This window comes from Marixanthomonas ophiurae, from assembly GCF_003413745.1.
Lineage (GTDB): Bacteria > Bacteroidota > Bacteroidia > Flavobacteriales > Flavobacteriaceae > Marixanthomonas > Marixanthomonas ophiurae.
Window position 1 is genome coordinate 1,862,508 of record NZ_QVID01000001.1, and the last position, 13,081, is coordinate 1,875,588.

At 36.4% G+C, this 13,081-nt stretch carries 13 protein-coding genes; 3 read left to right on the plus strand and 10 right to left on the minus strand.

Annotated elements, in window-relative coordinates; all coding sequences use genetic code 11:
* Positions 1–26 precede the first annotated feature (26 nt).
* The 10 genes from DZ858_RS08575 to DZ858_RS08620 form a co-directional block, all read right to left on the minus strand.
* Positions 27–971, minus strand: a complete 945-nt coding sequence (locus DZ858_RS08575; protein WP_117159144.1) for an NAD-dependent epimerase/dehydratase family protein — start codon at positions 969–971, stop codon at positions 27–29.
* Positions 972–1,025: 54 nt separating this feature from the next.
* The gene (locus DZ858_RS08580) at positions 1,026–1,568 is read right to left on the minus strand and encodes a nuclear transport factor 2 family protein (protein WP_117159145.1); all 543 of its coding nucleotides are present in this window, start codon (positions 1,566–1,568) and stop codon (positions 1,026–1,028) included.
* A 68-nt stretch (positions 1,569–1,636) separates the two neighbouring features.
* Entirely contained in the window at positions 1,637–2,071 is a 435-nt protein-coding gene (locus DZ858_RS08585) for a hypothetical protein (protein WP_117159146.1), read from the minus strand.
* Between the two features lie 197 nt (positions 2,072–2,268).
* Entirely contained in the window at positions 2,269–3,018 is a 750-nt protein-coding gene (locus DZ858_RS08590; protein ID WP_117159147.1) for a LytR/AlgR family response regulator transcription factor, read from the minus strand.
* Complete coding sequence (locus DZ858_RS08595) at positions 3,018–4,904, minus strand: tetratricopeptide repeat protein (RefSeq protein ID WP_117159148.1); 1,887 nt, start codon at positions 4,902–4,904, stop codon at positions 3,018–3,020. Before DZ858_RS08595 ends, DZ858_RS08590 begins: the two co-directional genes overlap by 1 nt.
* A 105-nt stretch (positions 4,905–5,009) precedes the next feature.
* Positions 5,010–5,687: a tRNA (guanosine(37)-N1)-methyltransferase TrmD gene (gene trmD / locus DZ858_RS08600; protein WP_117159149.1), complete on the minus strand. Its 678-nt coding sequence runs from the start codon at positions 5,685–5,687 to the stop codon at positions 5,010–5,012.
* A gap of 52 nt (positions 5,688–5,739) precedes the next feature.
* A complete protein-coding gene (locus DZ858_RS08605) occupies positions 5,740–6,180 on the minus strand; it encodes a GNAT family N-acetyltransferase (RefSeq protein WP_117159150.1) in 441 nt (146 codons plus the stop codon).
* Positions 6,181–6,189: 9 nt separating this feature from the next.
* Complete coding sequence (locus tag DZ858_RS08610) at positions 6,190–7,413, minus strand: DUF748 domain-containing protein (protein ID WP_117159567.1); 1,224 nt, start codon at positions 7,411–7,413, stop codon at positions 6,190–6,192.
* Between the two features lie 114 nt (positions 7,414–7,527).
* The gene (locus DZ858_RS08615) at positions 7,528–8,976 is read right to left on the minus strand and encodes a glyceraldehyde-3-phosphate dehydrogenase (protein ID WP_117159151.1); all 1,449 of its coding nucleotides are present in this window, start codon (positions 8,974–8,976) and stop codon (positions 7,528–7,530) included.
* 142 nt (positions 8,977–9,118) lie between these two features.
* Positions 9,119–10,519: a trypsin-like peptidase domain-containing protein gene (locus DZ858_RS08620; RefSeq protein ID WP_117159152.1), complete on the minus strand. Its 1,401-nt coding sequence runs from the start codon at positions 10,517–10,519 to the stop codon at positions 9,119–9,121.
* Positions 10,520–10,650: 131 nt separating this feature from the next.
* On the opposite strand from DZ858_RS08620, the gene dapF reads away from it, so the two are divergent.
* From dapF to mltG, 3 genes are read left to right on the plus strand one after another with little or no spacing between them, the layout of a single operon-like run.
* A complete protein-coding gene (gene dapF, locus DZ858_RS08625) occupies positions 10,651–11,424 on the plus strand; it encodes a diaminopimelate epimerase (protein ID WP_117159153.1) in 774 nt (257 codons plus the stop codon).
* Entirely contained in the window at positions 11,421–11,954 is a 534-nt protein-coding gene (locus tag DZ858_RS08630; RefSeq protein ID WP_117159568.1) for a GNAT family N-acetyltransferase, read from the plus strand. The genes dapF and DZ858_RS08630 overlap by 4 nt, the downstream gene beginning before the upstream one ends.
* Positions 11,944–12,987, plus strand: a complete 1,044-nt coding sequence (mltG, locus tag DZ858_RS08635) for an endolytic transglycosylase MltG (RefSeq protein ID WP_117159154.1) — start codon at positions 11,944–11,946, stop codon at positions 12,985–12,987. The genes DZ858_RS08630 and mltG overlap by 11 nt, the downstream gene beginning before the upstream one ends.
* The last annotated feature ends 94 nt before the right edge of the window (positions 12,988–13,081 follow it).

A 13,081-nucleotide genomic window follows, 5' to 3' on the forward strand; every position in this document is an offset into this window, starting at 1 on the left:
AAAATTGATTTACTTGGTATTGTCTTCTATAGTTGTTCGGAATAACTATTCAATGTTTCTTGTACTGGTCTAAACTGAATTCCCAAATCGTTTCTTGCCATTGTGTTTTCATATACTACGCTTGCTTTGTTTTTTGGGGTTTGGTGGTTCAACATCAAGTTCAAATCACTAATGGGATAGGTTTCGCTGCTCAACAAATAGTTTTTGCCGTGCAATCCAGAAATTGTTGCAGCTTTAAAAATGGCTTCTGCAACATCGATAACATCTACTATGGCAAATTCTGCATTGGTGTCATAGAGCATTTGTACAAATGGATTGGGGGCAATGTTGTTTTTAAACAGAAATTGCAATCCAGTTGAAGTGGAATCCTCTCTATTTGATAAAGATTTACCCATAACACCCACAGGCGAAACCGAAGTGATTTCAAAATGCAAAGTAGGATGGTCTTTTGTAAATTTTTCAACCGTTTGGTTGGCCATAAACTTGGCCTGCGCATAGGGATGGCTTTCGGTGTTAATGTATTTTTTATCGTTTTCATTAAAAGTGTCTGTTGGGTTTTTTCCGTGGGATGGTAACGGGAAATTGGTGTTCCACGCTGCTACCGATGCGATAAAAACCACTTTTTCAATACTCGGGGTTTCGCTTATGGCTTCAAGAAAATTTTCGGTCCCTTTGATGGTGGGATTAAAAAGTTCTGTTTGTGGATCTTTAACGTCTAATTGAAAAGGGGTACCGCCATGGATAACAAGTTCACAATCGCTGATAAAATCTTTTAGAACTTCCAAGTTTTCCACTCGTAGTGAGCTTATGTTGAGGTTATCCGAATTTTCAAGATTAAAAAGGTGTTTGTACTTTTCACTCTTTTTAATATCGGTTACCGAAACCTTTACATTGAAACCTTTTTTCAAAAATTTCTTAGTAATGTAGCTTCCTATAAAGCCCGCCCCACCTATGATACCTACTGTTTTCATAATTTTTAAATTAAATGGTTTTACAAGTTTCTAAAACCAGTGAGACTTGAAATATTATTCATTTTCAGGATTGGACTCTTCATTGTTTGCCGTTTCTTCCATCTCCTTCATTTGAATTTCCTGCATATCCAACATGATTTTAGATGGGTCCCAATAGCCAAATTCTTTCACAATTTTACCATCCACAAAACGGGCGGTTATGTGGACGGGAATAGAATAGGTTCTATTGTTCGCTTTTAGGTTTCCTTCCCAAAGGCCCCAAAAATTCACCCATGTTTGGTTTTTGTCTGTTATTACCATTTCGTATTCAGATTCTTTGTCCACAAAATTCCAACTTGCGAAAAGTGAGGCGTCTTCTTTATTACTAGCAACCAATTCTGACAGTGTTTGGCCTTCCGTTTCAACCACATTGTTCATTATTTTTACTGTATCTGCATAATGACTGGCCAAGGCTTTCCAGTCTTTTTTTTCGTAAGCATCGATCACTTTTTTGTAGGTGTCAATTTCTGGTGATTGTTGGGTGTAGCGTTGTTTTACATTACTTTCGCAGTTACTGAAGAGGACTATTGCAAGTCCTAAAAGGAATAATTTTTTCATAATTTTATTGGTTTTAAACCTCCCCGTTTGTTGTTTGATAAAACAGAGAGGCTAATGGGTTTTGTTAATTAATTCTTATTCATTTCAGGCATTCCCGTATAGATTTCATCGGAATGCATCAAGAAATATTTATTGAACTTTTTAAAGAATTCCTTTTGGCTGGCTTCATCTGGCCATGCTTTTTCCATAAGCTCTCCCTGAATGGTTGCAGCTTCATCAATATCGTTCCAGTTGGCATATTCGGTAATGAATGTAAGATCTCGTGAATCTGTACCAGACAGATGACGTAGCACACGTTCGCTCACAACCTTATTGTTTGGAATCACAACTTTTTGCTGAAATTCTTTTAGCAATGTGTTGAGTTCTGCATTGCTGCCATTTTCGGGAATCGTTACCTTCCAAGTGGTCACTGTGTAAACCGGACTTTCTTGAGCATAATTGGTTTGCCATGCAAAACAAGCAATGAATAAAAAGATTGCTACATGTAGTTTAGTTGTTTTCATAATTTTTGATTTATATGGTTTGTATTAAATCGTTCCCCGAAGTAACGACACAAATGCATTGAAAACAAGTGAGTTAGGATGAAGGGGCTACTTTTCTTTCCGAAGGGAAGCTTTTAGTTGCCGAAGCTAAATGAGGATTGAAGTAGAAAATGTAAATATTGTAGATAGAACACTATACAATAATGGTATATCTCTGTTTACAGGGTCTGTAAACGCTTCAATAGTTCCGTTCGCATGGCCTTGCTCATTGGGATGGCTTTTTTTGAAATGACTACGTGGGTGCCGGCAATTTCATCTACGCAGGTAAGGTTGATGATGTAGGATCTGTGAATACGCAAAAAGTGTTTTGCAGGAAGTTTTTCATCCACATCCTTTAGAGGCATTACCAAAAGATATTCTCGGTCTTTAGAAAAAATACGGCAGTAATTACGATCAGCTTCAATATAGTAAATATTTTTGGTGTCTATTTTTACCATTCGTTCTTGATGGCGCACAAAAATACGGTCGCTTAAAATAAAAGGATCAGGTTGTTTTTTTTCTGAAATTTGACTATTTTTTGAGAGGTTCCTATAATTAATACGTTCCACTGTCAATTCAATCACACGTTGTAGATCCAATTTTTTAAAAGGCTTTGAAACGAAGCCGTAAGGATGGGTTTCTTTGGCACGATTAAAATGGGCTTCGTCGGCATTTGCAGTAAGATAAATGATGGGTATATTGTGTTCTACCTGCATTAAAAGCGCAGTTTCAACTCCGTCTAATTCACCTTTTAGCTGTATGTCCATTAAAACAATATCGGGGACTGCTTCTTGGATGTGGTGCAGTGCTTCTTCTCCTCTGGGTAAAATACCTGTTACGTCATAGCCCAAATCACTCAATTGTAGCGAGATATTAGCGGCGATGACCATTTCATCTTCAACAATCAATATTTTAACAGGATCTGGCATTAGGCTATTTTATAATTTTTGAAGTTAAAAAAAACAGTAGTACCTTTTTTATGGTCTTCAGAGAGCGTTCCATTGAGCTGTTGTGTTAGTAATTGTATTAACTGGGTTCCAAATCCTGTTCCTTTAGGTGTGGAGCTTTCAGTTTTACCAATTCCATTGTCTGACACCTTTAACTGCAAATCGTTGTTTTCCTTTTTAAGACTAATGTTTATTTTTCCTTGGGTTCCTTCTGGGAAAGCATATTTTAATGCATTGGTTAATAATTCATTTACAATTAACCCAATAGGTACTGCGGTATCTACATCTAAGTTCAACTCCTCCATAGCACATTCTATTTTTACTTTATCATCTGCATTGAAAGTGTCTAAAACCCCTTCACTCAAATTGATAAAATAGTCTTTCATTTCAATAGAACCTAAGTTGGTGCCTTGATACAGTTTTTGATGAATTATCCCCATACTTTGCACTCTGTTTTGACTGGCGAGCATAGCTTCTTTACTGGCCTTGTCGGTAAGTTGAGCCGATTGTAACGCAATAAGACTTTTCACCATTTCTAGATTATTTTTTACGCGATGGTGTATTTCTTTTAGTAAGAGTTCATTTTGCTTGTTTTTTGCATCTAATTCGGTGTTTAACAGAGAAAGAGCTTTTCGTTTTTTACGTATATTTTTCATGGTGAAAAACATTCCGAAGAGAATAATAGCAAGAAGAACTGCAAGACTTACATAAAGGATTTGTGTTCTTTTCTGATTTTCAATTTTATTTTTTTGATTTTCAATTTCAATCCTATTTTGGGCTGTTCCATATTTAACGTGAAGTTCGCTTTCAATTCTGGATGTGATTGAAGTTAAATAATCTGCATGGCCTCGCTCATAGAGCTCATGATACTCCAAAGCATTTTTATAATCACCCAACTGTCGATATATATTTGAGACGTGCATGTAGTTTTCCCAAAGGTTTTTAGTATTGCCAGTACGTTTCATTATCTCTATGGCCTTTAAGTTGTAGGGTAAAGCTTCGGTGTACTTTCCTTGAAGTAAAAACACATGGCCAATATTTGCTGTAGGAGGCATGGTATATTGCTCCAATCCCATTTTTTTTGCGCCTTCATAACAAAGGTTGTAGTTTGCAATCGCCTTATCATATTCTTCTAGATACTTATAAATGTTTCCGCGTCCGTTATAGCAAGCTAAAAGAGGAGCACCAGTTTCACCAACCTTTTTATAGGTCTGTATAGCTTTGTTCATATTTTTTAAACTTTCTTCTAAGCTAGAAAGGAACAATTGATTTTCAGCCAACCTTCTGTAGGATAGCGCTATATCTTTTTCATAGCCGTATTTTTCTTGTATTGAAATGGCCTTCTTGCAATATTCTGCTCCTTCTGTGTACCTGTTTGAATAATAAAACAGATCTCCAATAGAAGTATAGCACCTTGCAATACCTTGTTGATCGTCCATTTTCTCATAAAGATCTAAAGCTTTATATACAGCTTCTGAAGCTTTTTCGTAAGCAGCAGTACTGCCGTAATTCGCTTTTAGTAAAAGATAGGTTTCGGCTAGCTCTTTATCTAATCCCTGTTTTTTATAAACCGAAATGGCTTTTTTAAGGTAGACTATGGAAGAATCCAGTACCGTATGGTTTTCGTGCCAAGTTGCCAAATCGATATAAGCACTTGCCAATTTTTTAGGGTTGTTGTTCTTTTTTGAAACCGCTATGGATTTCTGAAAAGATTCATATTCCAAAATGGAATCGCTGATAATGGGAACTTGAATGTCGCCATTGCCAATATTTAAGTTAATTGTATCCCCTTGTGTTTTGGAAGAATCCTGGGGGAGACTTCTCCACGAAACGCAAGCTAATACCGCGAACAGTAGTAGTGGTTTCATTGTATGGTGATTGTTAGTTACTTATAAAGATAGTTTCTTTTTTAAAAACTACCCTAGGTATAATCACGTAAATTTCAGAATACTATAAAAAAACTATGATTTTAATTACTCATCCAAAAGGTCTGGACGTAATTTTTGTGTGCGCTGCAGCGCCTGTTCTTCCCGCCATTGTTCAATTTTTGGGGTATTCCCGCTAGTTAGAATATCGGGGACTTTCCATCCTTTATATTCTGCAGGTCGAGTGTAAACAGGGGGTGCTAAAAGATTATCTTGAAAAGAATCAGTTAATGCTGAAGTTTCGTTTCCTAATACACCGGGGATAAGACGTATAACGGCATCGGCAACTAAAGCTGCACCTAACTCACCACCACTTAATACAAAATCACCTACTGAAATTTCCCGCGTTATAAATTGATCACGAACCCGCTGATCGACACCTTTGTAATGACCGCAAAGAATAATGATGTTTCCTTTCAAAGATAATTCATTTGCGATGCTTTGATTAAAAGTAGTGCCATCGGGTGTCATGTAAATTACTTCATCGTATTCTCGTTCGGCTTTTAATTTGGCAATGCACTTGTCAATAGGTTCAATCATCATGACCATTCCGGCACCGCCTCCATATTGGTAGTCATCTATTTGCTTGTAATTATTATTGGAGTAGTCTCGCAGATTATGTAAGTGTACAGAAACGATGTTTTTATCAATGGCACGTTGTAATATGGAAGCTTCAAAAGGGCTTCGTAATAAATCTGGAACTGCTGTGAGGATATCGATGCGCATTTATGAAAGGTTAGCTATTTATGGCTTCAAAAATACGGTAAATTATGAAGAATTAAACCTTCAATGAATAATGAAACTTATGTTCATCTTTTACCCAACCCATTTTTTCATATAAATGTTGTGCAGGATTATCTATTTCGGTTTCAAGAGAAAGTCCAATGCAGTTTTCTTGTTTAGCAAAAGCTACGGCTTGTTTTAATAATGCTTCGCCTGTTCCCATTCCTCTGCTTTTTTCTGAAACGAAAAGATCATTCAAAATATAAGCACGTTTTCCTTGAACTGATGAAAATATAGGGTACAATTGTGTAAAACCGATAGCTTGATCGTCTGAAGAAAAGGCCATAAAGATAACCGAATCGTTTTGCCGAAAGCGTTCTTTTAAAAATGCCTTGGCTTTTTCGGGATTGTCGGGTTGTTTATAAAATATTCGGTATCCATTAAATAATGGTACTAACTGATCTAGTTGTTGTTCGGTGGCTTTTAGAATTTTCATTTTACGAAATTAATTATCATCCTCTTCTTTTTCTTTTCCATCGAAAAGACGTTTAAAAAAACCATCGGTCGTATCATTTTTACGTTCTTCCCGGCGCTTTTCTCTTCTTTTTTTTCGAAGTTCTTTTTTCTCTTCTTTGGTAAGGTTGGGGTCGTTAAAAGCGTCTTCAAAATCAATATCATCATCCACTTCGCCTTTAAAGGCTTGTATCCATGCATTTTCAAAAATATTGAATATGGTTGGCCAAACTCCAGACTCTACATTATTTAAGTCGCCTTCGAGAGGTACGCGTGTGGCGAGGGTATCGGTTCCTTGATTTTTCAGGATAAATTTAAAAATACCGACAAAGCCTTCCCATAAAACACCTAGAAAGCCATCGTCTTTTCCAATTAACTTAGTGTCTGTCAACAAAGGTTTTACATATCCTTTTAAATAACCATCGGCAATGGCGATTTCACTGTAAACACCAAATGTTCCTTTATCAAAATCTAGCCCGGCATAATGACGGGTAAAATCATTAAGCGCAGTAGCATCGGCATCTTCTAATGAAAATGCAATATCCATATCGGGAATTTCTTTGATGAGATTCATATTTCCGTCAAGAGATACCTTTCCTTGTCCTATCGAAACTCCTGTTGCGGTAATAGGTGAGGGGAGTACTCGGTTTTTTTCTACTACATTCCGAAGGTTTTTTGCCTTTAAATCTAGTTGGTTTATATACAAGTCTATATTTGGGTCTGCTTGTAACTGCACGAAGGCTAATTTTCCGTCATAAACTTCAAAATTATTTATTTCTAACGGAACGATATCGGTTAAGGCTTTGGTCCAATCGTCTACGTTTGGTTCGCCTTCTGCTGGGGTTTGCTTTTGGTCTTCAAATACATAAATAACCTCTGGATTGTACATGATAATCTCACTAACTATTTCCCCTTTAAAGAGTGACTTCCATTCTATGGAGATGTCATTCTTCGGAAATTTTAAAAAAGGAACTTGCGTATCGGCAGTTACTTTATCTAAATACATGCCATCAATAACATACGCACCACGATACAAGGCAAGGTCAATGTCTTCTACTTGGCCATAATATCCGGGAATATCTGCTAAAACATCGTTTATATAATTTTTTATTAAAGTAGGTAGGTATATCCTAAAGGCAACCAATAGGATTATAATGATAATAGGTATGGTGTATCGCTTCTTTTTAAAGCCGCGCCTTTTTTTCTTTTCAGTCATTTCTGAAGGTTTTGTATCAAATTTCAACGAAATGTGACTGATTTTCAGTTAATGAAGTCATAAAAAAATCCCGCACGTTGGCGGGATTTGATGTAATTGAAACTTTTTAATCAATTAATAATACGTATAGCGTCTTACTTCAGCAATATACTTAGCTAAGCGAATTACTTGATGACTATAACCATATTCGTTATCATACCAAACGTACAATACGGCATTTTTACCGTCTTCGGTTACGATAGTTGCATTACTATCATAAATTGAAGGAGCCGATGAACCTACAATATCACTTGATACAAGTTCGTTGCTCAATGAGTATTTAATTTGTTCAACTAAATCACCTTCTAGGGCATATTTCTTCATAATAGAATTGATGCCGTCAACCGATGTTTTAGATTCCAATTCCAAATTTAAGATCGCTAACGATCCATTAGGAACAGGCACACGAATGGCGTTTGATGTTAATTTCCCTTCAAAAGAAGGTAATGCTTTTGAAACGGCTTTTCCCGCACCGGTTTCAGTAATAACCATATTCAAGGCAGCAGCACGGCCTCTTCGGTATTTCTTGTGCATATTATCAACCAAATTCTGGTCGTTGGTATATGCGTGAATGGTTTCTAAATGTCCGTGAACCACACCTAATGAATCTTCAACTGCTTTTAATACAGGAGTGATGGCATTGGTAGTACATGAAGCTGCAGAGAAAATATCTACTTTTTCAGGATCGTGTTCCGTATGGTTAACACCGTGAACAATGTTAGGAACCCCTTTGCCTGGCGCTGTCAATAATACTTTTGCAGCACCTTTTGCTTTTAAGTGTCTAGACAACGCTTCGTGGTCTCTAAATGCTCCGGTATTATCAATTATTAAAGCATTTTCAATACCATATTCTGTGTAATCAATATCTTCTGGAGCGTTTGCTGAAATAATATGAACAGTCGTTCCATTAATCACCAACGCTTTGTTCTCTAAATCTACACGAACCGTACCAGGGAAATCTCCATGAACTGAATCGTTTTGCAATAAAGAAGCTCTTTTTTCAAGTATGGTTTGGTCTACATTTCCACGAACTACAATAGCACGCAAACGCAATTGGTTTCCTTGACCGGTACGTGTCATCAACTCTCGAGCTAATAAACGCCCAATACGACCAAAACCGTACAACACAACATCTTTAGGAGAGATGTCTTCTTTTTCCTTTGCGTTTTTAAGTTTATCACTTACAAAGGCAATAGCATTTTCATACTGGTTGTCTTCAAGGTGATATTCGTATGTAAGTTTTCCTATGTCCAATTTTGCCGGTGGTACATCAAGCGTTTTAATTGCCTGAGCTATTTCAACGGAATCAAAAATTGAAATTGGTTTTTGTACAAATTCGCCCGCGTATTCGTGAAGGTTTAATATTTCACTTACGTTGCGGTCTATTAACTGGTTGCGAAAAAGAACCAACTCAATAGATTTGTCGTACCAAAGGTCACTAATAATCTTAATAAATTCTACGGAAGCCTTACGGCGGTCGGTTTGAAAAGAAAGCTCTTTTTCATAAACTTCATCAAAGCTCATGGTTGTGTTGTTTAAGGGTTTAAAAATCGCTGCAAAAATAGGTATTTTCTTCGGTTTGGGGAAGTTAATATTAACCTAAAACAAACACCCCTTGGGTAACCGTGGTTTTACAAGGGGTGCTTCTTTAAAAATCACAAATGTATTATCTAAAGATAAATGAGTTTAATTCACCTCGCTGATTTACAAACGTCATTTTAATAGGTGCATTAAAATCACGGTTGTTTATTATGCGTTTGGCATCGTCTATATCTTCTACAACTTCGTCATTTATTTTAGTAATAATAATGCCTTCTAGATTATATCGAGCCATATCTTTACTCAATGCTTTTGAAACAATAACCCCATTATCAACACCTCGTTGTTTTAAAAGAGCTGAATTAGCATTTTTTACTTCTAACCCAAGGTTTTCAATTTCAAAAGTTTCTAATTTAACCAATGTGACTGGTATATGTTTTTCTCTTCCATTGCGAAGTATGGTTACATCTACTACATCATTTGGACGTTTAGAGCCTAGATAACCCGATAAATCTGAAAATTTACTTACTGAAAGACCGTCCATTTTCTTGATAACATCGCCTTGTTTCAGGCCGCTTTTATCGGCTCCGCTTCCTTTTTCAACGCTAGCTATATATACACCTTGTGTTTCATCTATGCCTAAATCCCTGGCAACATTTGTATTTAAAGTTCCACCATTTATTCCTAAAATGGCACGTTGTACATTACCAAACTCCATGATATCTTCAATTACTTTTCGGGCATTGTTGGATGGCACCGCAAAGGAATACCCAACATACGATCCAGTTTCAGAAGTAATAGCCGTATTAATACCCACTAATTCACCTCGAACATTCACTAAGGCACCGCCACTATTACCACGGTTTACAGCAGCATCGGTTTGTATAAACGATTGTGGATTGCTGTCAAACTGGTTTAAATCTCGTGCTTTGGCACTGATAATTCCAGCAGTTACGGTAGAATTTAAATTAAACGGATTCCCAACGGCTAAAACCCATTCTCCTAATTTTACATTGTTTGAATCTCCAAAAGGAATGAAAGGTAAATCTTCGTCAGCGACAACTTTAATTAAAGCGATATCGGTTTTAGGATCGGTGCCTATTAATTTAGCTTTATAAATTTTGTTGTTATTTAAAGTTACTTCCAGTTCAGAAGCATTTGCAATAACATGGTTATTTGTCACAATATAACCATCGGGCGAAATTATTACACCACTACCAGCACCAACGACAGCACGGGGCTTTCCGCCACCGTTAAAGTATTCCGTCATATTGGTGGGTTGTTTGCTTATTGTTGTATTTTTTACGTGTACAACAGCGTGCACCGTTTTTTCAGCAGCTTCGGTAAAATCTGCGTTAGTACTGCTAACCGGTGAATTTGAAAAGTTGGTAGGGATAAAGTTATTGACACCTTCTTGAGAAGTGGTCAGGGCAATTTCTTGGTCAGGTTCAACGAAGTACTTGTAGCCACCTAACGTAACAGCGCCGGCAAACAGCGCAACAGCTACTAATCTAATTGTCTGTTTCATTTTAAAACTATTTTTTATAATTAACTAACATGATTAAAGACGATTATATTTTTCTGAAATTTCATTTTTAACGTGTATTTAACAAGAATTAACTATACTCTAGCGAAAAAGCTTTTAGTACCTTTGTCGCCATGAAATTTCAGTTTTTTAAATATCAAGGAACCGGTAACGATTTTGTCTTGATTGATAACCGTCAATCAATTTTATCCAAAAATGATACCAAACTGATTGCTAGACTTTGTGACCGAAAATTTGGCATTGGGGCCGATGGATTGATCTTGTTAGAGAACCATGCTACTGTAGATTTTAAAATGGTGTATTTTAATGCCGATGGAAAAGAAAGTTCTATGTGCGGCAATGGAGGAAGATGTATTGTTCACTTTGCAAATTATTTAGGCATTATTGAAAGTAGTACAAAATTTGAAGCCATAGACGGTATGCACACCGCCAGCATTGAAAACGATACCGTTTCGCTGAAAATGAACGATGTTTCAGAAATTGAAATAAATGACAAGTACCTTTTTCTGAATACAGGTTCGCCGCACCATGTTGAATTGGTCGATAATATCTCAATTTTTGATGTGTTTTCAGAAGGAAGAAAACTTCGGAATGAAACATATGGGGAAGAAGGAGCCAACATTAACTTTGTAGAACAACTTTCAGAAAACACTTTTTCCGTTAGAACATATGAAAGAGGAGTGGAGGATGAAACACTGTCTTGCGGTACTGGAGTTACAGCTGTTGCTATTGCAATGCATAAAAAAGAGTTAACAAAAAGTGATAGTGTACAGTTAAAAACCCCGGGAGGGAAACTAATAGTAACATTTGAAAATAATAAAGATGGATATACCAATGTCCATTTACAAGGTCCTGCCATTAAGGTTTTTAAAGGAGAATGGGAATGACAACATTAAAAGGAGAAAAAATATACCTTCGGGCTCTTGAAACTTCTGACTTGGACTTTCTCTATCTTTTGGAGAATGACGAAAACGGCTGGGAAGTAAGCAATACCACAACACCTTTTTCTAAACATATTTTAGAACAGTATTTAGACAACGCACATCGGGATATTTACGATGTAAAACAACTACGTTTGGTTATTTGCACTATTATAAAAGAAGAAACTATTGGGTTTGTTGATTTGTTCGATTTTGACCCTAAACACAGTAGGGCAGGGGTTGGTATTATTATTTTTTCAGAAGAAAATAAAGGTAAAGGATACGCTTTTGAAGCCTTGCAATTAATTAACCAATATGCAGTAAAGCACCTGAACATTCACCAGTTGTATGCTAACATTACCGAAGACAACCAGCAGAGCATAAAACTTTTTGAAAAAGCTGGTTATACCGAAAGTGGTATAAAAAAAGACTGGATTAAGTCTGGGAAAAACTATAAAAATGAACTATTTTATCAATTAATTCACGATGTACATTAAAAAAATATTATTGGCCGTTGTGCTTTTGGGCTTAGTTGCTATGGGCGGATTTGCTTGGTATGTTTACAGCACCGTCTTTTCACCTAATACAGCATTTAATAATGAACAGGCCCATATCTATATTCCCACCGATGCTACCTATCAAGATGTGGTTTCGGAATTGGAACCCTTATTAAAAGATATGGACGACTTTACTGCTGTTGCTCAAAAAAAAGGATATGCAAGTAATATAAAGGCTGGTCATTTCATTATTAAAAAGGGGATGAATAACAATGATATAATTAATACCATTCGCAGTAAAAACATTCCTATTAAAGTAAAGTTTAATAATCAAGAGCGTATTGAAGACCTGGCCGGAAACATTGCCAGACAAATTGAAGCCGATAGTTTGTCTTTATTGAAGTCAATGAAAGATTCCGTTTTTTTAAAAGAAGCCGGACAAACCGAAGAAACAGCCTTGGTTTTATACATACCAAATACTTATGAATTTTACTGGAACAGCAGTGCAGAAACCTTTCGCGATCGAATGAAAACAGAATACAACCGCTTTTGGAACGAAAGTCGCACCCAAAAAGCAAATAAATTAAATTTAAACCCTGCTCAAGTAATGACTTTAGCGGCCATTGTTCAAAAAGAAACCGCTAAAGTTGAAGAGCGACCTCGTGTTGCGGGTGTTTACGTTAATAGACTGGAACGTGGTATGCCTTTACAAGCAGACCCAACAGTAATTTATGCTAAAAAACGAGCTGAAAATGATTTTGATCAAGTTATTAAACGTGTTTTATATAAAGATTTAGAACTGGACTCTCCATACAATACCTACAAATATGGAGGCGTGCCCCCAGGACCAATTGCAATGCCTGATATTTCTTCTATTGATGCCGTATTAAATTATGAAAAGCATGACTACTATTATTTTGTAGCGAATACGCAGCGTTTTGGCTATCATAAATTTGCAAAAACATTAGCACAGCACAACCGCAACAAAGCTGAATATGTTCGTTGGATTTCACAGCAAGGGGTGAATAGATAATATTATTTTAATTGTATTCAAGGTCCAGTTTTGTTTTACAGAACTGGATTTTTTTTGTTAAACCTTTTTAAAACAACAGGTTAAACAATGTTAA

Bases quoted from the DNA above. Each gene is read 5' to 3' on its own strand.
- DZ858_RS08585 (WP_117159146.1), bottom strand. From the start codon at position 2,071: ATGAAAACAACTAAACTACATGTAGCAATCTTTTTATTCATTGCTTGT.
- DZ858_RS08610 (WP_117159567.1), bottom strand. From the start codon at position 7,413: ATGACTGAAAAGAAAAAAAGGCGCGGCTTTAAAAAGAAGCGATACACC.
- trmD (WP_117159149.1), bottom strand. From the start codon at position 5,687: ATGCGCATCGATATCCTCACAGCAGTTCCAGATTTATTACGAAGCCCT.
- DZ858_RS08595 (WP_117159148.1), bottom strand. From the start codon at position 4,904: ATGAAACCACTACTACTGTTCGCGGTATTAGCTTGCGTTTCGTGGAGA.
- DZ858_RS08605 (WP_117159150.1), bottom strand. From the start codon at position 6,180: ATGAAAATTCTAAAAGCCACCGAACAACAACTAGATCAGTTAGTACCA.
- DZ858_RS08575 (WP_117159144.1), bottom strand. From the start codon at position 971: ATGAAAACAGTAGGTATCATAGGTGGGGCGGGCTTTATAGGAAGCTAC.
- DZ858_RS08630 (WP_117159568.1), top strand. From the start codon at position 11,421: ATGACAACATTAAAAGGAGAAAAAATATACCTTCGGGCTCTTGAAACT.
- DZ858_RS08620 (WP_117159152.1), bottom strand. From the start codon at position 10,519: ATGAAACAGACAATTAGATTAGTAGCTGTTGCGCTGTTTGCCGGCGCT.
- DZ858_RS08615 (WP_117159151.1), bottom strand. From the start codon at position 8,976: ATGAGCTTTGATGAAGTTTATGAAAAAGAGCTTTCTTTTCAAACCGAC.
- mltG (WP_117159154.1), top strand. From the start codon at position 11,944: ATGTACATTAAAAAAATATTATTGGCCGTTGTGCTTTTGGGCTTAGTT.
- dapF (WP_117159153.1), top strand. From the start codon at position 10,651: ATGAAATTTCAGTTTTTTAAATATCAAGGAACCGGTAACGATTTTGTC.
- DZ858_RS08580 (WP_117159145.1), bottom strand. From the start codon at position 1,568: ATGAAAAAATTATTCCTTTTAGGACTTGCAATAGTCCTCTTCAGTAAC.
- DZ858_RS08590 (WP_117159147.1), bottom strand. From the start codon at position 3,018: ATGCCAGATCCTGTTAAAATATTGATTGTTGAAGATGAAATGGTCATC.